The following is a 20,320-nucleotide window of genomic DNA, read 5'->3' as shown; positions in this document are numbered from 1 at the left end:
AAGTATCGTTAACTAAGGAGATGTTATGTCGGTCATAAAAATGGCAGATTTAGATTTAAACGGCAAGCGCGTATTAATTCGTGAAGATTTAAATGTACCAGTTAAAGCAGGTAAAGTGACCTCAGATGCACGTATTCGTGCTGCACTACCTACTATTAAGCTAGCTCTTGAAAAAGGCGCTAAAGTAATGGTTATGTCGCACCTTGGCCGCCCTACGGAAGGCGAGTACGATGACGAATTTTCACTTGCCCCTGTAGCCGATTACCTAAACGATGCACTTGAGCAAAATGTACGCCTTGAAAAAGACTACTTAAACGGCGTTGAAGTTGCCGATAACGAAGTAGTTGTATTTGAAAACGTACGATTTAATAAAGGCGAAAAGAAAAACGACGAAGCCTTATCAAAACAACTTGCTGCACTGTGTGATGTGTATGTAATGGATGCATTTGGCACCGCTCACCGCGCACAAGCGTCTACTCATGGCGTTGGCTTATTTGCAGATGTTGCCTGTGCTGGCCCGTTATTATCAGCAGAACTTGAAGCACTTGGTAAAGCACTAGATAACCCAGCACGCCCATTAGTGGCCATTGTAGGTGGTTCTAAAGTATCAACTAAATTAACTGTTTTAGACTCGCTTTCAACGATTGTAGATCAGCTTGTAACAGGTGGCGGTATTGCTAATACCTTTATTGCTGCTGCGGGTCATCCGGTTGGTAAATCACTTTATGAAGCTGATTTAATGGATGAAGCAAATCGTTTATGTGCAGCAGCTAAAGCAAACGATGGTGAAATTCCGGTACCGACTGATGTTGTAGTAGGTAATGAATTTTCAGACTCTGCAGTCGCTACGCTTAAAGATGTAAGCGAAGTAACAAGCGATGACATGATTTTTGATATTGGCCCTGATACAGCCAGCCAGCTTGCAAAAATTATTGCAAACGCCGGTACTGTTGTATGGAATGGCCCAGTTGGCGTATTTGAGTTTGATCAGTTTGGTAATGGTACACGTGCTATTGCTCAGGCAATTGCTAACTCTAATGCGTTTTCGATTGCAGGCGGTGGTGACACTTTAGCGGCAATTGATAAATACGGCATTGCCGATAAAGTATCTTACATTTCTACCGGTGGTGGTGCGTTCTTAGAGTTTTTAGAAGGCAAAAAACTTCCAGCAGTAGAAATGCTAGAGTCGCGCGCTAAATAATAAATTTTTAGCCGCATTAGGTGAGGGGAAACCCTCACCAACGATTAATTATTAAATACCTCTCACCCTTATTTAATAGTTAATTAAGACAAAACTAAGCAGTGTAAATTGCTTTATTTTGTGGCGCAGTGATTGCGTCAAACTAACATATCCGTTCAAACTAGATGGCAGGAGACTGCTGTCGATAAATTGGAGAATACCCAATGGCTTTAATCAGTATGCGACAACTTTTAGATCATGCAGCTGAACACGGTTACGGCGTTCCAGCCTTTAACGTGAATAACCAAGAGCAAATGCGCGCAATAATGGAAGCGGCTGATAAAACAAACAGCCCAGTAATTGTTCAAGGATCAGCAGGCGCACGTGCTTATGCTGGTGCTCCATTTATCCGCCACATGATTTTAGCAGCCGTTGAAGAATGGCCGCACATTCCAGTAGTAATGCACCAAGATCACGGTACCTCACCCGGTGTTTGCCAACGCTCAATTCAACTTGGCTTTTCATCAGTTATGATGGATGGCTCATTAATGACTGACGGAAAAACCCCATCAAGCTACGAATATAATGTAGAAGTAACACGCGAAACCGTGGCTATGGCACATGCTTGTGGCGTATCGGTAGAGGGCGAGCTAGGTGTACTTGGCTCACTTGAAACCGGTGAAGCGGGCGAAGAAGATGGTGTAGGCGCAGAAGGTAAACTAACTACTGATCAAATGCTTACCGACCCAGAAGAAGCCGCTGATTTTGTAAATAAAACCCATGTTGATGCCTTGGCAATTGCTTGTGGAACATCGCACGGTGCGTACAAATTTACGCGCCCACCCACAGATGACATTTTAGCGATTGATCGTATTAAAGAAATTCACGCACGTATCCCGAACACGCACTTAGTAATGCACGGATCGTCGTCTGTACCACAAGAATGGTTAGAGATCATAAATCAATACGGTGGCGAAATTCCTGAAACGTATGGCGTACCTGTTGAGCAAATTGTAGAAGGGATCAAATACGGTGTACGTAAAGTAAATATTGATACCGATTTACGCCTGGCCTCTACCGGTGCTATTCGCCGTCATATGGCGCTTAACCCATCTAACTTCGATCCGCGTAAATACCTAGCAGAAGCAACTAAAGCAATGACAGAGATTTGTGTTGCGCGTTACAACGCGTTTGGTACGGCTGGTCAAGCAGGTAAAATTAAGCCAATTTCACTTGATGACATGCACCTTAAATATTTAAGTGGTGAGTTAGACCCACAAATTAAATAATGATCTTTAATTAAAAAAATACCGTTATAAAAACCAGCTGGCGTAATCCAGCTGGTTTTTTTATACCGCAAAGCACTGGGATCACTGTTGTACCAACTTAATAAAATGGGATCACTGATTTACTAACCGCCCCGCATTTGGATCATTTATTTACCAACTAGCGCATAAATTTACGCCACGTTAGGCGCTAAATCAATCAGATCGTTTTTTATTTGTACAATAGATCAGATGCTTAGTTGTTTGACTAAGTATAACCGTGATCCCAAACCCGATCGGCTTAGTAAAAATCTGATCTTTTTATAGGCTGCTTAGTAAAAAACAGATCTATTTTTAACCACGTAATGACATCTTCCAGTGCAAACTCAGTTTCGTACCTGGTTTTTTTACTGTGTTAGTAAAACAATGATCCCGCCATGAATATCTACTCAGAAATAAAACTGTCATCTTTTTGTAAATATGTTTTGATTAACCGTAATTTGCAAAATAGTTTTAAAAATATGACGTTAATGAGGTTTTTTGTCACTATTTTGTGTTTTTTTTACCAGGATTTTAATTTACACGTTACACTTTCATAAAAATGTCATACTTAGTCATAATAATGAAAACTAATTCGATAGCGTAAGAGATAATTTGGAATGTCACGTAAAGTACTAGTCGTAGATGATGAAGCTCCTATCAGAGAGATGTTAGTTTTTGTTTTAGAGCAAAATGGATTTCAAGCAATTGAAGCAGAAGATTACGATTCTGCAATTGCAGCTATGGTTGAACCATACCCAGATATGGTTTTACTCGATTGGATGTTACCAGGTGGTAGCGGTATTCAAATTGCTAAGCAATTTAAGCAAAGTGAATACACACGCCAAATTCCAATTATTATGCTTACAGCCCGCGGCGAAGAAGAAGACAAAGTACGCGGCCTAGAAGTAGGGGCAGATGACTACGTCACTAAACCTTTTTCTCCTAAAGAGTTAATGGCTCGTATTAAAGCGGTTATTCGCCGTGTATCGCCTACCTCATTAGAAGAAGCCATAGAAGTACATGGCTTGCGTTTAGACCCAATATCGCACCGCGTTACCTCTGAGGGGAGCGAGCTTGATATGGGCCCAACCGAATTTAGATTATTACATTTTTTTATGACTCACCCAGAGCGTGTTTATAGCCGTGAGCAACTGCTTGATCATGTTTGGGGAACTAATGTGTACGTAGAAGACCGTACAGTTGATGTGCACATACGTCGTTTACGCAAAGCGATTGCACCGCTGGGGCATGATCGCTTAGTACAAACAGTACGTGGTGCAGGTTATCGTTTTTCTAGTAAATTATAAGGTACCGCAGCTAGGGTGTGAGTACGCATAAATTACTACTCAAAGGTAAAGTGAGTGTATGTATCGAGTTATTAATAAACAGGCGTTAGTAAAACGTCTGTTTATCTATTTTTTACCCCTGTTATTAGTTGGTGTGCTTATTGGTGCACCTTTTTTGCTTTTATTTTTAGGCACTTCTTCTCTTTTAGTCTGGCATTATCATCAACTTTATCGCTTAAGCGATTGGCTTTTAAATCAACGTAGCTTTAACCCACCAGAGGGCGAGGGTGCGTGGGAACAAGTATTTGAAGGCATTTATCATTTACAGCATCGTAATCGTAAAAAACGCAATGAACTGGCCGATTTAATTCGTCGCTTTCGCGATGGAGCCGAAGCCGTACCCGATGCCGTAGTGGTGTTGCAAAGTGATTTAAGCATTGTGTGGTGTAACCAACTTGCACTTAAAGTATTGGGGCTACAATGGCCGACCGATCATGGCCAGCGCCTAGATAACCTAATACGCGAACCTAAATTTGCCAAGTACATGCTGCGCGGTGAATTTGAAGAGCCATTAGAGCTTGATAACGGGCATATTGTTGACCAAGTGCTTGAATTTAGGGTAATGCCGTATGCCAACACGCAGCTTATGGTGGTAGTACGTGATGTAACACGCCTAAAGCAGCTAGAGCAAATGCGCAAAGACTTTGTTGCCAATGTATCGCATGAGCTGCGTACGCCGCTTACGGTTGTTACTGGCTACCTTGAGATGATGGATGGCGATATGATGCCACCGCCTGCAATGTGGAATAAAGCGCAAAATACCATGCTTGAGCAATGTAAGCGTATGGACAGCTTAGTTAATCAGCTTTTATCTCTTTCGCGTATTGAGGGGGCGCGCAGGCAAGACAACGACAAAGCCATTAATGTGCCGCAAATGCTCAATTACATTAAAACCGAAGCGCAGTCTATAAACCAAGATAAAGGCCATGAGCTTATTTTTGATATAGATAATGAGCTTGATATTAAAGGCTCTGAAGATGAGCTACGCAGTGCGTTTTCTAATTTAGTGTTTAACGCTATACATTACACTAAAGCGGGCGGAAAAATTGTTGTTACCTGGCAGCGTAAAGAGGGACTTGCGCACTTTAGTGTAAATGATAATGGCGATGGTATTGCACCAGAGCATATAAATCGTTTAACTGAGCGCTTTTACCGCGTAGATAAAGCAAGGAGTCGCACAACCGGTGGCTCAGGTTTAGGCTTAGCAATTACTAAACATGTGCTTACACGTCACGATAGTAAATTAAATATAAGCAGTGAGCTTGGTAAAGGCTCGTGTTTTTCTTTCGACTTTTCAAAGGATAAGCTTGTTAACTTAGCAAGTTAAAAGCAATAAAAAGCAAAGTCATAAAAGTGTCATTTAAGAGTAATGTAACTGTCATCTACTCACTTTACAGTAGACGACAGTTAGGAAATGGGACGAACAAATCGGAGAACCCCGCATGAAATTTAAAAACTTAGTTGCCGCAATGGGTGTGGCTGTTACAACATTAGTATCTGCACAGGCTGTTGCTCTTGACGACGCAATTCCTGAATATCAAAAAATTAACGGCGTTTCAGGTAACTTTTCATCTGTAGGCTCTGATACTTTAGCTAACATGATGACTTTTTGGGCTGAAGAGTACAAACGTATTTACCCAAATGTAAATATTCAAATTCAAGCGGCAGGTTCGTCTACTGCTCCACCAGCGCTTACTGAAGGCACCTCTAACATGGGTCCTATGAGCCGTAAAATGAAATCAAAAGAAATCGAAGCGTTTGAAAAACGCTATGGTTACAAGCCTACAGAAGTGCGTGTAGCGATTGATGCATTAGCGGTATTTGTACACAAAGATAACCCAATTGAAGGCTTACGTATTGACCAAGTAGATGCTATTTTTTCATCTACTCGTAAATGTGGTGCGTCTGAGCAAGTTAACCGCTGGAGCGATGTTGGCCTAACGGGCGACTGGGCTGCAAAAGACATTCAATTATACGGACGTAACTCTGTATCAGGTACTTACGGTTACTTTAAAAAGAAAGCACTGTGTAAAGGAGACTTCCGTAACAACGTAAATGAGCAACCAGGTTCAGCCTCTGTTGTACAATCAATCTCATCGTCATTAAACGCGATTGGTTACTCAGGCATTGGTTACAAAACGTCGGGTGTACGTACGGTTCCTTTATCTAAAAAAGGCACTAACTACGTAGATGCAACGCTTGATAATGTTGCTAAAGGTAAATACCCACTTTCTCGTTTCTTATACGTTTACGTGAACAAGCACCCTAATAAGCCGCTTTCTCCAATTGAAGCTGAGTTCTTAAAAATGGTACTTTCTAAAGACGGTCAAAAAATCGTTGAAAAAGATGGTTACGTACCACTATCTGCTAAGTTAGTAGAAGCAGAGCTTAAAAAGTTAGGTTTATAATTTAAACCCAACCAATAAAAAAACCGCTCAATGAGCGGTTTTTTTGTGTGTAAAATTTTAAAGCGTAAAACAGACTAAGTTACTAAAAAGCGATTACAGATCAGTCAGCTTTTGCGCTTGTGCTTTACACTGATTATAGCTCTCTACACATTTGGCAGAGCACACTTGCTGTTTTAAACCTTTGTCAATCGATTGCTGATCGCAACTATTTTCGCACTGATAGTTTTGTTGTGCGCATTGGTTTAACTCAGGGTTTTTCACTTGATTTTGGCAAGCTGCTAACAATGAAAATGAAAGGGCGAGGGCACTCGTTTTAATAAATGTTTGCATGCTTATCCTTAACGTTGAACTGCGCTTTTGTTAAATCTCAACTTGTAAGTTGTCGATTAATCTAACATTGTCTAAAAAGGCGGCAGCTAAAATAACAAGTTGTGTATCATCAAGTGTAGCAGCTTTTAATGTATCTCGTTGAGCTATCTCAAAATAATCTGGCTTTAAGCCGGCTTGCTCTAAACTAAGCTGTGCGCTTTGCTCAAGTGCTTTGTAATCGGTATTACCTGCTTTGAGCTGCTCAGCGCAGCTGTTTAGTGTTTTAAATAATGCGGTAGCCGTGGCTTTTTGCTCTGCAGATAAATAGCCATTTCGCGAGCTCATAGCTAGGCCTGAAACTTCACGCATGGTCGGTACACCAACAATTTCAACCGGAATTGATAAATCGCGTACCATGGTTTTAATCACTTGCAGCTGCTGAAAGTCTTTTTCGCCAAAGCATGCATAATCTGGTTGTACTAAATTAAATAACTTAGTCACTACCGTGGCTACGCCTCTAAAGTGTCCTGGGCGCGTGCCGCCACAATACCCCATAGATACGCCTGGTACATCTACAAAGCTTTGCTCACCAAGCCCATTTGGGTAAATGGTGTCTACGCTTGGGGTAAACACAATATCAGTGTTTAAGTCGGCTAAGCCTTGTTTGTCTTCGTTTAATGTACGCGGGTAGCTATCTAAGTCTTCGTTGGCACCAAATTGCATTGGGTTGACAAAAATACTCACAACCACCTTATCGGTCATTGTTTTTGCCTTTTCAACCAATGAAAAGTGGCCGCGGTGTAAGTTGCCCATGGTTGGCACTAAAGCCACGCTTAAACCTGCTTGGCGCCAAGCTTTAATTTGACTACGTAATGATTTAATTTCAGTAATTGACTGCATTATTTAAACTCATGTTCGGCGCTTGGAAATGCGCCACTTTTAACGTCTGTACAATATTTTTTAACTGCATCTGGCATGTTGCCAGTTTCCAGTAAAAAGTTTTTAGAAAATTTAGGAATGTATCCTGCCGAAATACCGACTAAGTCGTGCATTACCAGTATTTGGCCATCCGTTACATTACCTGCGCCAATACCTATGGTAGGAATGGTGACGGCATCGGTAATGCGTTTAGCGAGAACACTTGGGATACACTCAAGCACTAATAATTGAGCACCTGCGGCTTCTAGGGCTTTTGCATCATCAATCATTTTTTGCGCTTTGTCGTCTTCGCGGCCTTGAATTTTAAAGCCACCAAATACGTGTACTGATTGCGGCGTTAATCCTAAATGGCCACAAACGGGAATCCCTTGCTGCGTTAAACTTTTAATGCTGTCGTAAAGCCATTCACCGCCTTCAAGTTTTACCATATTAGCGCCTGCACGCATTAACTCTGCTGCATTTTTACAGGTGTCGCTAACGTTTGAATAGCTCATAAAGGGCATATCGGCTATTACAAAAAGCTCACGGCTGCCACCGCGTACACAGCGGGTATGATAGGCTATATCTTGATTGGTTACGCCTAGGGTATCGTCGCCACCTTGCAGCACCATGCCCAAAGAATCGCCAACTAAAATAACGTCCACACCGTTATCATGAAATAACTTCGCAAAACTGGCATCGTAAGCGGTTAATGCGGTGATTTTGTTATTTTCTGCTTTCATTTTATTTAAAGTAGAAACGGTTATTTTAGACATAATATCCTCGCAGGCATAAGCCTTGGTTAATTACAGAGGTAATTGCTGTAAGTCGTTGAGCGGTAAGTCTTGCGCAATGGTTTTTAATGCAATGCCGCTTGGTAAAATCAGTTCTGGGGCAAGCTCAAGTAAAGGGTAAACTACAAACTCACGTTCGCACAGGCCATAATGTGGCACAGTTAAGCGCTGGGTCTTAATCACTTGCTGACCAAACAGTAAGGTATCTATATCGAGCGTACGCGGCCCCCAACGTTCGGCTTTTCTTACCCGCCCATGTTCAAGCTCTATGGCTTGAGTTAACTCAAGTAATTGCTCAGGTTCAAGCGCGGTTTTAATACACGCTACGGCATTTACATAGTCGGGTTGATCTTGTGGGCCCATTGGTTTGCTTGCATAGTAATGCGATACACTTATAAATTCACAATGAGGCAGCTTTTTAAGCGCACAAACGGCGTTATCAAGCTGCTCTTTGGGTGAGTTTAGGTTGGCACCTAAACCCAAATATACACACTGCATGCAATTACTCGGCTGGCTTTTTAGTGGTGCGGCGGCGCGGACGTTTACGTGGTTTTGGCCCACCTTGGTGGCCTAGATTTTTTACCATTTCTTTTTGGCCATTAATATCTAGGCTCAAGTATTGTGTCCACCACTGGGCAAGCTCACTATGTTGGTGCTCACCGGCATCAACACGTAACAATAAAAAGTCATAAGCGGCTTTAAATCGTGGCTGCTGGGTAAGTCTGTAAGCGCGTTGGCCGGCACGTTTATCTAAACGTTGCTGTATATGCCAAATGTCGCGTGCGCCTAAGGTAAAGCGTTTTGGTACTGCTATATGCTGGGCATTTTCGCTCAGTACTTTATTCATGGCTTGAGCAAAGGCATCAAAGTAAGATAGCTGTTCTTGTTGTTTAATTTTAGTTGTGCGCTCAAGCAGCGGAAACCACATTAAAGCAGCAAATATAAACGCAGGCGTTACTTTTTTATCTGCATTAATGCGTTTATCGGTGTTTTGAAACATTTGCTGAATAAACGCCGCTTCTAAGCCGTCAGGGTTTTTATCTAAAATTTTATCAAGCACCGGAAATAACGACTTAAATAAGCCGTATTGGCGTAGCATTAAATAGTTAGCTTCGGCTTTACCGTTTAAAAACAGCTTTAGAACTTCTTCAAATAAACGCGCTGGCGGTATGTTATCAAGTAGGCTGGCAAGCGCAGTAATTGGCTTTTCGCTTTTTGGTGCTATGCTCATATCAAGCTTGGTTGCAAAGCGTACCGCACGTAGCATACGTACAGGGTCTTCGCGGTAGCGTGTTTCTGGGTCGCCAATTAACTCAATTTGTTTTGCTTGTATGGCCGCTAAGCCATTGGCGTAATCGTATATACAAAAATCGTTAATAGAGTAATACAACGCGTTGATAGAAAAATCACGGCGCTCGGCGTCTTCTTCAATGCTACCAAACACGTTATCGCGCAGTAACTGCCCGTGCTCGCTTGATTGGCTAATTTGGTTTTTGTCTTCTTGCGCTTCGTGGTGCCCGCGCATGGTGGCTACTTCTATAATTTCGCGACCAAAAACAATATGTGCTAAGCGAAAACGACGGCCAATTAGGCGGCAATTTCTAAATAGTTTTTTTACTTGCTCTGGGGTGGCATTGGTAACAACGTCAAAGTCTTTTGGTTGTTGACCTAACAATATATCGCGAATACAACCACCTACAAGGTAAGCGTCGTAACCACCGTCTTTTAAACGGTAAAGTACTTTGATTGCATTTGGGCTAAATTGTTTACGTGAAATACCATGTTCGCCGCGTGTTACAACAACCGGTTCATCACTTGTTTGAGTGCTTTGCACATCGGCATTCGGGCCGATTATTTGCCTGCAAAATTGAAAAAGCTTGGAAATAATAATCTGTCTCCTACAGAAATGATGATTGGCTGGTCATCGCAATCAAAAAGCACATAAATTAGGTATTATAGTGCGGTGCTTTGTATTTATTGTAAATAGCCTCTATTTAGGCGGCTATCATATACCAGCGCGGTATAAAAATTAAGTTGATGGACTGAAATTAAGCCGTTTTTAAGTTTTTTATTTGCTTAAATGCGTAAATTTAGTGCTGTTTGGATGCTGACCTTGCGAAATTTGAATTTCGGGTATGTTTGGCACCGCTGTTAAGCTAAATTCGTTAATAGCCCACGCCATTAATTGCTCCACAGACAAATCATTCAATTGGCTATGTACAGGTAAGTTTAAAAATTCAAACGCATCAATAAGCGCGGGCTTTGGGTTGTCTGTGCTAATAGCGGGCGCATAATTTTGTTTAGAGAGTTTAAAACCAGGCTCGGCCACCGCAAGGGGTAAATGTGCGTATTGGGGAATGGGCGCATTAAGCTGTTTAAATAAACTTATTTGCCGTGCTGTAGGCTCGATTAAATCGGCGCCACGTACCACACGATTAATACCTTGCTCAATGTCATCAATAACGACCACTAGCTGGTAGGCAAATAATCCGTCGCTGCGCTTTATTATGTAATCTTCATGGGCTAATGCACTATTTACAGTAATATCGCCTTGAATCAAATCGTTAAAATGGCATGTTGGGTGCTGCTGGCTAAGACGAAGTGCGCCTTGCTCTGTTGATAAGTTAAGCGTTTTGCAGTTACCTTGGTAAATGCCACCCATGGCTTTTATTTGTTTGCGAGAACAGCGACAACCATATACACATTGTTGGTGGATCAGCTTATTTATTACCTCTTGATAAAGAGGTAGGCGCTGAGTTTGATAAACAACGGATTCGTCCCAGTAAAGGCCGTAGGCTTGTAAGGTATTTAGAATATGGGTGTCGGCATTTTTCACCACGCGGGTGGTGTCTATATCTTCAATGCGCACTAACCATTTACCCTGATTTACTTTAGCATCAAGGTAGCTGCCCACAGCCGCCACAAGTGAGCCAAAGTGAAGTGGCCCAGAAGGAGACGGTGCAAATCGACCGCGATAGTCACGCTTTGGCGTGGTAACGGCTGTAGGAGACATAGTTAACTAATTTTAATTAACCGCGCCCAGCTTGTTTTTCTTTAATTTCTGCAAGGGTTTTACAGTCTACGCATAAATCTGCAGTTGGACGCGCCTCTAAACGACGAATACCAATTTCGATTCCGCATGACTCACAAAAGCCAAAATCATCTTCTTTAATTAAGATAATTGTTTTTTCAATTTTTTTGATCAGTTTACGTTCGCGGTCGCGAGTACGAAGTTCTAAAGAGAACTCTTCTTCTTGCGCAGCGCGGTCAACTGGATCAGGAAAGTTGGCAGCTTCGTCTTGCATATGCGATTTCGTGCGGTCAACTTCATTACGTAAGTCGTTACGCCACGCTTCTAAAATCGCTTTAAAATGAGCACGTTGTGCTTCATTCATATACTCTTCGCCCGGCTTTTCTTGGTATGGTTCTAAACCGGCTTGAGCCAATAAACCATGTCTTTGTTGGTCTGGCATAACTCTCTCCTAAATCCTTAATTTAATGCCTCAGCATTAGCCGGCGGTATAAATAGCAGAATCTTATACCCTAGGCAAATTTATTTTTTAATTAATCGAATTAGCTTCAACCAGTGTGTTGACTAAAAAGGCTCATATTTGATTTTGATGCTTTATTAATCGTTATTTCGGTATTTAAACTTGCCTAGTTATATGGGCATAAAGTTTAAAAGCAAGTTAAATTTTTTATTTAAAGGCCACTTTCTCACTAAGGGTTACTTCACTTGGCGAAATAGATGCCTTATAAGCGTATACCTCCACGCCTTTTTTAATCGCGTGGTTTAATAAGTCGCTGTATTTTTTATCTATGTGGCTTGCTGCACTCACCGTATTAATACCTTGGTGTAAAACAGCGAACAGTAATACTGCGCGGTGGCCTTGTTCGATCATTTCTATTAATTCGCGAATGTGTTTTTGCCCACGCACGGTTTGCGCATCCGGAAAGTAGCCTTGCCCACTTTGTGGTGCGGTTTCGCTTAACAAGGTGACTGACTTTACCTCTACATAGCAAGCGGGTTTATTGTCGCCGGTGAGTAAAAAGTCGATACGGCTGTTTTCGCTGCCGTATTTTACTTCACTTTGAAGCTGCTCATAGCCGTTAAGCTCTGTAATAACCTGGTTGTTGATAGCCTCTTCGACCACTTTATTCGCCACGGCGGTATTAACACATATTAACTGCGAGAGGGAGTTTTGAGTGAGCTCTAACGACTGAGGGTATTTTCGTTTACTGTTATCGCTGGTTGAATAAAAAGCGCTAAAGCCAGGCTCTGCGCAACCTGTCATTTTACCGGTGTTGGCGCAGTGGGCGGTAAATTCAGTTCCATCGTTAAGTTGGAGATCGGCTAAAAAGCGTTTATAGCGTTTTAATAACGTGGCGGGCTGTAAAGCTGGGGTGTATTTCATTTAAATTCCAATGCTAAACGCTGCAGATGCGTTGGTTTATGTTATTTATCTCAAGCTGTTGGGAACTTGTACTCACTATAGTAAACTCGGTGGCACATTTAAGTGTAAGGGTATTCTAACATGAGTGAAAAATTTGTTGTTCAACTAAGCGAGCAAGCAGCACCAAGCCATTGGGGCGAAAACGCGGCGTTGTCTTTTAACGAGCAAGGCGCAACGGTTCATTTATCTGAGCAAGAAACATTAAAAAATGTTCAAAAAGCGGCGCGAACAATTGCAAGCCAAGGTGTTAAACAGGTTGAGCTTGCGGGCGATACATGGTGCACAGAAAGCCAATGGGCTTTTTACCAAGGTTTTGTAACACCTAAATCATTACATGGTGTTGAATTTGTTGATAACGCACAATCAGATCTAAACGAGCTGGCGCATTTAAAAGCCTCAGCTACGTGGGCACGAGAAATGGTAAACGGCACAGCGGATGACATTTACCCTGAAAGCCTTGCTGAAAAAGCCGCCGAATTTATTCAATCGTTAGCGCCTGAACACGTAAGCTACCAAATTATTAAAGGCGATGCGTTATTAGAGCAACAGTGGATTGGTATTCATGCTGTGGGCCGTGGCTCTGAGCGTCCACCTGTTTTACTTGAGCTTGATTACAACCCAACAGGCGATGAAAACGCACCGGTAAGCGCTGCGCTTGTAGGTAAAGGTATTACGTTTGACTCTGGTGGTTACTCAATTAAATCTAGCGAAGGTATGCTAGGAATGAAGTGCGACATGGGTGGCGCGGCAACGGTAACAGCGGGTTTAGCATTGGCTATTAATCGCGGTATAGAAAAACGCATTAAGCTATTTTTATGCTGTGCAGAGAACTTAATTTCGGGCCACGCTTACAAACTAGGTGATATTTTAACCTACAAAAATGGCACAACCGTTGAAATTGTAAACACCGATGCTGAAGGGCGTTTAGTGCTTGCTGATGGTCTAATGGCTGCAGGCGAAACTGGCGCAGAGTTAATTATAGATGCGGCAACACTAACCGGTGCTGCACTCGTAGCTGTAGGGCAAGAGTACAACGCATTATTTGCACTTGATAAAGAGCTGGTTCGCGAAGTAGAAGACTTTGCATCGCAAGAAATGGAAGCTGCATGGCCTCTTCCGCTTGAAAAATGGCACCAGCAAAACTGCCCATCTCCATATGCTGATACGGCAAATAGCCGCGCTCAAAAAGGTGGCGGTTACGGCGGCGCATCAAATGCAGCAGGCTTTTTATCTCGCTTTGTACCAAACGATGGTAAAGGTTGGGTACACATTGATTTAGCTGCAGCATTTAATATGGGTAGCACTAGCCAATGGGCTGCAGGTGCAACTACGCAAGGTATGCGCACAGTGGCACGTACATTGTTAGAAAAAGCTTAATAGTACGTAACTAGGCGTTTAATACATAAAATAGGCACCAATTGGTGCCTATTTTGCTATTTGCAGGCAAGCAATTTATTTTTATTTACGGTAAAATCCTTCGCCAATACCTGTTTGGGTGTTTAATTATTGGCTAAAGTGCCTACACTCAAATGTTATACTCACCACTGGGGTTCTAAACTATGTCAGATAAGTGCTACATCACAGCTCAACAGCTACTTGAAGATTCATTCCGCGTAGCGGCACAAGTTTATAAAGATGGCTTTCGTCCAGACTTTATAATTGGTATTTGGCGAGGTGGTGCACCTATTGGTATTGCTGTGCAAGAATACTACGATTACAAAGGCATTGAGACTGATCACATTGCGGTGCGTACGTCGTCTTATTACGGTATTGGCAAGCAATCTAAAGAAATAAAAGTACACGGCCTACACTACATTGTAGAAAACGCTAATGCTGGTGACTCACTGCTTATTGTTGATGATGTGTTTGATTCTGGCCGCAGTATATTTGCACTAAAAGAAAAGCTTTCTGAGCTTATGCGCTTAAACTTACCACGCGATATTCGTGTGGCATGTCCGTACTATAAGCCTAAAAACTCAAAAGTAGAGATGGTGCCAGATTACTTTATTCATGAGTCAGAAGAGTGGTTAGTGTTCCCGCATGAGTTATCGGGTTTAACGCCAGATGAAATAATTGAAGGTAAATCTGATTTAGTAAATATCCAAGATATTTTATTAGATAAGTAATTGCCAAAGCGTTAAGTAGGAGTTTATTTGCGCGGGGGCGTGTTTGTGTACTCGTTTTAAATAAATTACTGCTATAGCGCAGTGCTAATAAATACCATAAAAACTAAAAAAGGCCATTACGGCCTTTTTTTGTGTCTGTTTTTTACAGCTGCGCAAAACTGTCTACATAGTCACTTAAACTTTGTGTATCGACCGCTTTTAGCCCATGGGAGCTGCGCTGCACTAAGCCTTTTTCAACAAGCTCGGTAACTACGCGGCGATAAGCTCGCTCAGTGGTTGCAAAGCGCTCTGCTTCGGCGTTAACGGTTGGGTATGCGCGCAGTAGCGTTGGGTTATTGTTCTCGGCGCGTAGTAAGCAGTCTTTAGCTATGTTGTAGCTTAAAGGCAGCAGTAACTTATCTAAATTAATTTTTTGGTTTTCTTGAAACTTAGCCGCAATGGTTTGCGCGGTATATAAGCTCAGCTCTGGCTTTTCGAGTAGTAATGCTCGCCAGTGGCGAAGCTCTATTAAATTATAGGTTACATCGCTAAAACAGGTGACCGTATAAATACATGGGTTATTGTTTAATGCTTCTATTTCACCAATTAGGGTGTTGTTGCAATCTAATTGGCCTAATAATAGGCGGCGTCCGTTACCTACATCATAACTAAATGAAATAGTACCGCTGCGCACCAGCACAAGTTTACTAAGTGGTTGATCTTGGTGGATCAGCACTTCTTTTTTTGATTGTTGATAGCTACTCCCTGCAAAAGTGAGTAATTGTTCAACAAGGTAACTAGAAAAATGGTATTGAAACATCAATATGCTCTTCGGACAATTGTCCTATTTATTACACCTTAATGACGATATTATTAAGGCTCTAAGAATTTACGCTAACTTGCTACTGTATTTAGCCTTGCTAAGTACGTAATACCTTCATTTCCCGTGTAATGATTTAGGAAGCTATTGGCTACAACCAATATACTTTTTAAGGTTTTTTAAGCAAGTTAGTTTTTTTATTTTATACCAATCAGCCTAATTTAGTGATCAATTTTAAGGCTAGGAAAACCTGTTGATAGCTAGGCAAAAAATCGCTATTTAGTCGTTCTCGGCAATTGCTCCTGCATTGCTCTACCTTCTGCATCCATACAGTCGTAAATGAGCATTTTTTAACGCAGGTAGCGACACGTTTAGCCCCACAAAATGATTGAGTATTATTGCGCATTGGTATTTAACGTTGTAACACTGACAAGTGCCACACGTTAGCATTGGCGTAATGCTAACCTAAAGGGTAGGAGAGAACAATTGAGTTGGGAATATTTAGGTTATATTGCATCAGCTTTCTTGGTTGCATCGTTAACAATGACCGATGTAGTAAAACTGCGTTGGTATAATATGTTTGGTTGTATTGTATTTACTATTTACGGTGTGGCTATTGGTGCAGTGCCTGTTGCGTTTACTAATGGCTTATTAGCGCTGGTAAATATGTACCATATTATAAAGCTCTACCGACAGCCTAAAGTCAAAGAAGCGTGAAGCTAAAAATTCAAAAAAAGGGTTAACATTTAAGTTAACCCTTTTTTGTTTTAAAGCACCGCGTCTAAAACAATGCCATCAGTTCTACGAGTTGGATAAAGTGACTCAACAACAAAGCTTGGGATAAATCCTTTAGCCGATGAGACCACTACTTTAGACTTTGCCCCAATAATACGAGCGTTAACTATTACACCACGATTCGTGTAAGTTAGAGTGCCTGATAAAGTGTATTCAATATGTGGGTAACCTTTAATTTCTTTACCATTACGACTAAACGAGAAATCACCTAACGGGGTTACATGCACAGCGCCCGTGTGTTTGTAATCAACTACCGATAAGCCAAACTCCTGCATTTCAGTAATAAAGCTTTCAGCCAAGTGATTACCAAATATATTCGTGGTTTGTAAATTGTCATCTAAATTCACAAACGAAGTAATTGCAACAGGCGTTCCACTGTTGATGTAGTTCATATTCTCAATCAGCTTCATTGCTAATTGTTCTGTATAGTTACTTAATAATTTACTGCTGTTAATAGGGCGGTAGTTATTTTCTGGGAACTGCCAGTTATTTACGCGTGGCTGATGAACGTCTGTGTAACGATTATGGTTATTGTGATGGCCAATATTATTATGCGAAGCGTGACCATTATAAACCGGGTGAGTAGAGCATGCACTAAGTGATAAAGTAAAAAGAGCCGATAAAGTAAGCGATAGTTTTTTTGAAAACATGTTTTCTTCCTGAAACATAAGAGATTTTTTAAATTCCCTCACTTATCGACACTCTTTTTGATTACTTTAGTAAATATTCGTAATTACTTTGTTTATTTTTAAATTTGCCTGTTTTATAAGCTATTCTTTTTTATAGCGTAATTCTCCAGCTACCCAAGTCTGTAAAACCTGTGTTTTATAAATCTCATCGACAGGGGCTTTAAAGTAGTCTTTGTCTATTAAAATAAAGTCTGCCCATTTTCCGTTTTCTAAGCTGCCTATTTTAAACTCTTGGTGCGCTGCATACGCGCCGCCAAGTGTAAACGCTCTTAGGGCTTGTTCGCGGCTTAGCACTTCGCTTGCGCGCCAGCCGTTCTCAGGCAGCATATTATGATCCATACGGGTAATGGCTGAATACAAGCCATCAAAAGGGTTTGCCAGCTCTACTGGGTAGTCAGAGCCTGCTGCAATTACAGAGCCTTGCTTTAAAAATGTTTGCCATGCATATGCACCTTGTAATTGGTTATCGGTTAAGCGCTGCTGAGCCATATGCATATCTGAGGTGGCATGCACAGGCTGCATAGATGGAATGATTTTAAGAGCTTTAAAGCGCGGAATGTCATCAGGGGTGACTATTTGCGCGTGTTCAATACGGTTACGCAGTAACATACCGCCCGTTTGCTTAAACACGTTTTGATACGCATCAAGTACCACTTTATTTGCCTTATCACCAATTGCATGGGTGTTGGCGCTAAAGCCATTTTTGAAGCTTAAAGTAAATAATTCCTCAAGCTTGGCTTGGGTTTCTAGCATTAGGCCGTGGTGGTTTTTTCTATCAGCGTAGTCATCAATTAGCGCAGCCCCGCGCGAGCCTAATGCGCCATCGGCATATACTTTTACACTACGGATAGACATAAACGATGCTGCATCTTGATAGCGCCCTGCCTTAAGCATGTGCTTTAAATCGGGGCTAGCAGCACTTAGCATGGCGACTATTCTTAGTGGCAAATTACCTTGCTCGCTGCGCTCTTTGTAAACTTCCCAGGTGGTTTTATCAATACCGGCATCGTGAGTAGAGGTAATGCCTAAGCTTAATAAGTGCGCGCCTGCGGCATCTAACGAGTCGCTTATAGCTTGTTTTGAAGGAGCGCTCATATGCTGGGTAATTAACGACTCGGCCTTATCAACAAAAACACCGGTTGGATTACCAAATTCATCTTTAATAATTTCGCCGCCGTCAGGGGCTTGAGTTGCTGCGGTAATACCGGCCAGCTCTAAGGCTTTGCTGTTAACCCAAATTGCATGGCTGTCAACGCGCGAAAGTACCACTGGACGGTCATTGACTACTTTGTCTAAGTCTTTGGCGGTAGGAAAGCGCGTGTCGCTCCACAGCTCTTGGTTCCAGCCTCGCCCTAGTATCCAGCCTTGTTTATTTTTCGCAAATTGTTCTAGCTTTGTGGTTATTTCATCGACCGATTTAGCGCCGCGTACATCAAGTTGCGATAAGTTATCGCCAAGGCCAATTACATGCCCGTGAGCGTCAATCAACCCTGGCAGTAACGTATTACCTTTGGCATCAATAAGTGTGGCATCAGGAAAAGTGTTTTTAAGCGTATCATCTCCAGTTTTAACAACTTTACCGTTTTTAATCACTAAAGTAGAAAACGTTTGAATACCACCTTGGTATAAGGGAGTGTAACCATTAGCGTTGTAAATGACCTGCGTTTGCGCAATCGCAGTGCTGCTTACAAATAAGCCGGCAAGCAGTAGTGGGTTAAATAGTTTTTTGAGTTGCATAAGTTGGTTATTTTTTATTGTTAGTAAAATAACACTAGCAAACTCACTTTTAGAATACCAATATGTTGAGGTAGATAGCTTAAAAGCGTAAGGGCTGTTAAAAATTTAGCGCTTACGCTTATAAAAAAGAGTTACTTACTGGCGTATATGCCATATTCCGAAAGGGTAAGTCTGCCGTCTTTATCTTTATCATAACTTGAAAAACGCGACCAAAGGGCGGGGTCAATGGCGGTTTCTGAACGGGTTAAAAGGCCATCGTGGTTACGGTCAAACTTTTCAAATTTATCGGCAACTTCTGTACTTTGGCCAAGGCTTACATCGCTAAAAAGGCCCAGCGCAACAAGCGCTAAATAGCTTACAGTCTTCATACTTATACTCAGTAAAGGTTATTGGTTAAATAGTCTTTAAACTCAAGAAGCGAGATTTGTTTGTCTTGGTTTTTATCCCAGCGAGTAAAGGTGCTGAGTAGCTGAGGCTGTGGCTCTAATTCGTCTTCTGTTAAGAAGCCGCTTTTATTGGCATCAAGGTGATCAAAACGTTGTTTAACATCTAACGCAACAGCATTAAAGCTGATCATGGTAATAGCGATAACACTAAAAAAAACACACTTCATGGTTTTCCTTCCAACATACAGTGTTTGTAGATTAATAAAAAAAGCACTTGCCATAATTTAACTTCCCAACATTAAATCCGTTTACACATTCCCTCAGGGATTATGGCAAATGCTTTTGAAACCTACCTTACTAGGTAAAAGCTTAAGTAAAACTTAATTAACTTCAGCTGTGGATAATAAATCTATTTTAAGCAGCTCGTTTTAGCGTTAACTGCTTAAAATTCTAGCCAGAGAAAAAGATTTGAATATCGTTACTATTGAGTTTGTTATTAAAGCGCTTAATCAAAATTAAGGTTTAAAATTTTGAAACTCTTCTTTAGAAATTTTCTTGTCTTGGTTTTCGTCTAAATCGGCAAATTGCCTCATTACTTCTTTATCTTGTTTGGCTTCTGCAAGCGATACTGCTCCATCCATATCTTTGTCTAAATGAGCAAAGCGAATGTTGACAGAAGAGGCTAAAGCCGTGGCGCTAATGGCTAAAAACATTAATGCAAATGCTGCGATAAGTTGTTTCATAATCATGTTCCCTAATTAAATGAATTTACTGAATAAACTTTTTGAATTCACTTAGCGACAACTGGCCATCTTGGTTAGTGTCTATTTGTGAAAAGTTTTCGTGTAGTACGGCATCTTCACCCGCTTCTGATTCGCTAAGTGTGCCGTTACTGTCTTTATCTAGCTCATTAAATGTAGCTTGAACGTCCATAGCTATTGCATCTGTGCCCATAAACCCAAAAGCCAGCATGGGTAAAATTACTAAAAAGCGGTTGTTCATTTAATTTCCTTATTGATTAAAGTTGCTCTCACTATTACAAAAATAGTGCCAATTTAAATAGGTGTTTAAA

Annotated in this window: 23 protein-coding genes; 8 read left to right on the top strand and 15 right to left on the bottom strand. The window is 41.4% G+C overall.

The window, feature by feature from the left end:
• The first annotated feature begins 25 nt into the window (after nt 1-25).
• The 5 genes from OIZ54_RS06915 to OIZ54_RS06895 all read left to right on the top strand — a co-directional run bounded on the left by OIZ54_RS06915 (nt 26) and on the right by OIZ54_RS06895 (nt 6,241).
• Nucleotides 26-1,201, top strand: coding sequence for a phosphoglycerate kinase (locus OIZ54_RS06915; RefSeq protein WP_004586081.1), 1,176 nt, complete (start codon nt 26-28; stop codon nt 1,199-1,201).
• A gap of 203 nt (nt 1,202-1,404) precedes the next feature.
• Nucleotides 1,405-2,469 (top strand): class II fructose-bisphosphate aldolase, encoded by a 1,065-nt coding sequence (gene fba / locus OIZ54_RS06910; protein ID WP_004586082.1) that lies wholly within the window; start codon nt 1,405-1,407, stop codon nt 2,467-2,469.
• 635 nt (nt 2,470-3,104) lie between these two features.
• Nucleotides 3,105-3,794, top strand: coding sequence for a phosphate regulon transcriptional regulator PhoB (phoB, locus tag OIZ54_RS06905; RefSeq protein ID WP_004586083.1), 690 nt, complete (start codon nt 3,105-3,107; stop codon nt 3,792-3,794).
• Nucleotides 3,795-3,852: 58 nt separating this feature from the next.
• The gene (gene phoR, locus OIZ54_RS06900) at nt 3,853-5,160 is read left to right on the top strand and encodes a phosphate regulon sensor histidine kinase PhoR (protein ID WP_004586084.1); all 1,308 of its coding nucleotides are present in this window, start codon (nt 3,853-3,855) and stop codon (nt 5,158-5,160) included.
• Between the two features lie 115 nt (nt 5,161-5,275).
• Nucleotides 5,276-6,241 carry a PstS family phosphate ABC transporter substrate-binding protein gene (locus tag OIZ54_RS06895; protein ID WP_004586085.1) on the top strand — a complete coding sequence of 322 codons (966 nt, stop codon included), beginning with the start codon at nt 5,276-5,278 and terminating at the stop codon, nt 6,239-6,241.
• 93 nt (nt 6,242-6,334) lie between these two features.
• Here OIZ54_RS06895 and OIZ54_RS06890 read toward each other — a convergent pair whose 3' ends face one another.
• The 8 genes from OIZ54_RS06890 to sfsA form a co-directional block, all read right to left on the bottom strand.
• Nucleotides 6,335-6,571 carry a hypothetical protein gene (locus tag OIZ54_RS06890; protein ID WP_024033192.1) on the bottom strand — a complete coding sequence of 79 codons (237 nt, stop codon included), beginning with the start codon at nt 6,569-6,571 and terminating at the stop codon, nt 6,335-6,337.
• 30 nt (nt 6,572-6,601) lie between these two features.
• Nucleotides 6,602-7,450, bottom strand: a complete 849-nt coding sequence (gene panC, locus OIZ54_RS06885; RefSeq protein ID WP_264390036.1) for a pantoate--beta-alanine ligase — start codon at nt 7,448-7,450, stop codon at nt 6,602-6,604.
• Nucleotides 7,450-8,244 carry a 3-methyl-2-oxobutanoate hydroxymethyltransferase gene (panB, locus tag OIZ54_RS06880; protein ID WP_004586088.1) on the bottom strand — a complete coding sequence of 265 codons (795 nt, stop codon included), beginning with the start codon at nt 8,242-8,244 and terminating at the stop codon, nt 7,450-7,452. Before panB ends, panC begins: the two co-directional genes overlap by 1 nt.
• 30 nt (nt 8,245-8,274) lie before the next feature.
• Nucleotides 8,275-8,760: a 2-amino-4-hydroxy-6-hydroxymethyldihydropteridine diphosphokinase gene (gene folK / locus OIZ54_RS06875; protein WP_264390035.1), complete on the bottom strand. Its 486-nt coding sequence runs from the start codon at nt 8,758-8,760 to the stop codon at nt 8,275-8,277.
• 4 nt (nt 8,761-8,764) lie between these two features.
• Nucleotides 8,765-10,096 carry a polynucleotide adenylyltransferase PcnB gene (gene pcnB / locus OIZ54_RS06870; RefSeq protein ID WP_004586090.1) on the bottom strand — a complete coding sequence of 444 codons (1,332 nt, stop codon included), beginning with the start codon at nt 10,094-10,096 and terminating at the stop codon, nt 8,765-8,767.
• A gap of 234 nt (nt 10,097-10,330) precedes the next feature.
• The gene (gene gluQRS, locus OIZ54_RS06865) at nt 10,331-11,275 is read right to left on the bottom strand and encodes a tRNA glutamyl-Q(34) synthetase GluQRS (RefSeq protein WP_264390034.1); all 945 of its coding nucleotides are present in this window, start codon (nt 11,273-11,275) and stop codon (nt 10,331-10,333) included.
• Nucleotides 11,276-11,291: 16 nt separating this feature from the next.
• Complete coding sequence (dksA, locus tag OIZ54_RS06860; protein ID WP_004586092.1) at nt 11,292-11,735, bottom strand: RNA polymerase-binding protein DksA; 444 nt, start codon at nt 11,733-11,735, stop codon at nt 11,292-11,294.
• Nucleotides 11,736-11,960: 225 nt separating this feature from the next.
• Complete coding sequence (gene sfsA / locus OIZ54_RS06855) at nt 11,961-12,677, bottom strand: DNA/RNA nuclease SfsA (RefSeq protein ID WP_256851166.1); 717 nt, start codon at nt 12,675-12,677, stop codon at nt 11,961-11,963.
• 120 nt (nt 12,678-12,797) lie between these two features.
• On the opposite strand from sfsA, the gene pepB reads away from it, so the two are divergent.
• Together pepB and OIZ54_RS06845 are read left to right on the top strand one after the other, a co-directional pair.
• Nucleotides 12,798-14,093, top strand: a complete 1,296-nt coding sequence (gene pepB / locus OIZ54_RS06850; RefSeq protein ID WP_054982768.1) for an aminopeptidase PepB — start codon at nt 12,798-12,800, stop codon at nt 14,091-14,093.
• Nucleotides 14,094-14,275: 182 nt separating this feature from the next.
• Nucleotides 14,276-14,842 carry a phosphoribosyltransferase gene (locus tag OIZ54_RS06845; RefSeq protein WP_004586095.1) on the top strand — a complete coding sequence of 189 codons (567 nt, stop codon included), beginning with the start codon at nt 14,276-14,278 and terminating at the stop codon, nt 14,840-14,842.
• Between the two features lie 142 nt (nt 14,843-14,984).
• Here the strand turns inward: OIZ54_RS06845 and OIZ54_RS06840 are convergent, their stop codons facing one another.
• Nucleotides 14,985-15,641, bottom strand: coding sequence for a Crp/Fnr family transcriptional regulator (locus tag OIZ54_RS06840; RefSeq protein ID WP_004586096.1), 657 nt, complete (start codon nt 15,639-15,641; stop codon nt 14,985-14,987).
• Between the two features lie 486 nt (nt 15,642-16,127).
• Here OIZ54_RS06840 and OIZ54_RS06835 point away from each other — a divergent pair, with 486 nt between their 5' ends.
• Nucleotides 16,128-16,358, top strand: coding sequence for a YgjV family protein (locus tag OIZ54_RS06835; RefSeq protein WP_004586097.1), 231 nt, complete (start codon nt 16,128-16,130; stop codon nt 16,356-16,358).
• 50 nt (nt 16,359-16,408) lie between these two features.
• On the opposite strand, the gene OIZ54_RS06830 is transcribed toward OIZ54_RS06835, so the two are convergent.
• The 6 genes from OIZ54_RS06830 to OIZ54_RS06805 form a co-directional block, all read right to left on the bottom strand.
• Nucleotides 16,409-17,086, bottom strand: coding sequence for a FlgO family outer membrane protein (locus tag OIZ54_RS06830; protein WP_264390033.1), 678 nt, complete (start codon nt 17,084-17,086; stop codon nt 16,409-16,411).
• A 120-nt stretch (nt 17,087-17,206) separates the two neighbouring features.
• Nucleotides 17,207-18,862, bottom strand: a complete 1,656-nt coding sequence (locus OIZ54_RS06825; protein WP_264390032.1) for an amidohydrolase — start codon at nt 18,860-18,862, stop codon at nt 17,207-17,209.
• A gap of 131 nt (nt 18,863-18,993) precedes the next feature.
• Nucleotides 18,994-19,230, bottom strand: coding sequence for an EF-hand domain-containing protein (locus OIZ54_RS06820; RefSeq protein WP_264390031.1), 237 nt, complete (start codon nt 19,228-19,230; stop codon nt 18,994-18,996).
• Between the two features lie 8 nt (nt 19,231-19,238).
• Nucleotides 19,239-19,475, bottom strand: coding sequence for a calcium dependent protein (locus OIZ54_RS06815; protein WP_024033183.1), 237 nt, complete (start codon nt 19,473-19,475; stop codon nt 19,239-19,241).
• Nucleotides 19,476-19,763: 288 nt separating this feature from the next.
• Entirely contained in the window at nt 19,764-19,991 is a 228-nt protein-coding gene (locus OIZ54_RS06810; RefSeq protein WP_004586102.1) for a hypothetical protein, read from the bottom strand.
• A gap of 25 nt (nt 19,992-20,016) precedes the next feature.
• Nucleotides 20,017-20,250 carry a calcium dependent protein gene (locus OIZ54_RS06805; protein WP_004586103.1) on the bottom strand — a complete coding sequence of 78 codons (234 nt, stop codon included), beginning with the start codon at nt 20,248-20,250 and terminating at the stop codon, nt 20,017-20,019.
• Between the last annotated feature and the right edge of the window lie 70 nt (nt 20,251-20,320).

The sequence above is a fragment of the Pseudoalteromonas sp. A3 genome (assembly GCF_025942345.1).
Lineage (GTDB): Bacteria > Pseudomonadota > Gammaproteobacteria > Enterobacterales > Alteromonadaceae > Pseudoalteromonas > Pseudoalteromonas atlantica.
The sequence above is the reverse complement of the archived record's forward strand: the minus strand, read 5'-3'. Positions and strand labels throughout refer to the sequence as shown.

Coding starts and splice junctions, on each gene's coding strand:
- folK (WP_264390035.1), bottom strand. CDS start 8,760: ATGCAGTGTGTATATTTGGGTTTAGGTGCCAACCTAAACTCACCCAAA.
- fba (WP_004586082.1), top strand. CDS start 1,405: ATGGCTTTAATCAGTATGCGACAACTTTTAGATCATGCAGCTGAACAC.
- panC (WP_264390036.1), bottom strand. CDS start 7,450: ATGCAGTCAATTACTGAAATTAAATCATTACGTAGTCAAATTAAAGCT.
- OIZ54_RS06915 (WP_004586081.1), top strand. CDS start 26: ATGTCGGTCATAAAAATGGCAGATTTAGATTTAAACGGCAAGCGCGTA.
- OIZ54_RS06890 (WP_024033192.1), bottom strand. CDS start 6,571: ATGCAAACATTTATTAAAACGAGTGCCCTCGCCCTTTCATTTTCATTG.
- OIZ54_RS06845 (WP_004586095.1), top strand. CDS start 14,276: ATGTCAGATAAGTGCTACATCACAGCTCAACAGCTACTTGAAGATTCA.
- OIZ54_RS06830 (WP_264390033.1), bottom strand. CDS start 17,086: ATGTTTTCAAAAAAACTATCGCTTACTTTATCGGCTCTTTTTACTTTA.
- OIZ54_RS06815 (WP_024033183.1), bottom strand. CDS start 19,475: ATGAAGTGTGTTTTTTTTAGTGTTATCGCTATTACCATGATCAGCTTT.
- OIZ54_RS06840 (WP_004586096.1), bottom strand. CDS start 15,641: ATGTTTCAATACCATTTTTCTAGTTACCTTGTTGAACAATTACTCACT.
- sfsA (WP_256851166.1), bottom strand. CDS start 12,677: ATGAAATACACCCCAGCTTTACAGCCCGCCACGTTATTAAAACGCTAT.
- OIZ54_RS06825 (WP_264390032.1), bottom strand. CDS start 18,862: ATGCAACTCAAAAAACTATTTAACCCACTACTGCTTGCCGGCTTATTT.
- dksA (WP_004586092.1), bottom strand. CDS start 11,735: ATGCCAGACCAACAAAGACATGGTTTATTGGCTCAAGCCGGTTTAGAA.
- OIZ54_RS06820 (WP_264390031.1), bottom strand. CDS start 19,230: ATGAAGACTGTAAGCTATTTAGCGCTTGTTGCGCTGGGCCTTTTTAGC.
- OIZ54_RS06895 (WP_004586085.1), top strand. CDS start 5,276: ATGAAATTTAAAAACTTAGTTGCCGCAATGGGTGTGGCTGTTACAACA.
- phoB (WP_004586083.1), top strand. CDS start 3,105: ATGTCACGTAAAGTACTAGTCGTAGATGATGAAGCTCCTATCAGAGAG.
- phoR (WP_004586084.1), top strand. CDS start 3,853: ATGTATCGAGTTATTAATAAACAGGCGTTAGTAAAACGTCTGTTTATC.
- OIZ54_RS06805 (WP_004586103.1), bottom strand. CDS start 20,250: ATGAACAACCGCTTTTTAGTAATTTTACCCATGCTGGCTTTTGGGTTT.
- gluQRS (WP_264390034.1), bottom strand. CDS start 11,275: ATGTCTCCTACAGCCGTTACCACGCCAAAGCGTGACTATCGCGGTCGA.
- OIZ54_RS06810 (WP_004586102.1), bottom strand. CDS start 19,991: ATGAAACAACTTATCGCAGCATTTGCATTAATGTTTTTAGCCATTAGC.
- pepB (WP_054982768.1), top strand. CDS start 12,798: ATGAGTGAAAAATTTGTTGTTCAACTAAGCGAGCAAGCAGCACCAAGC.
- panB (WP_004586088.1), bottom strand. CDS start 8,244: ATGTCTAAAATAACCGTTTCTACTTTAAATAAAATGAAAGCAGAAAAT.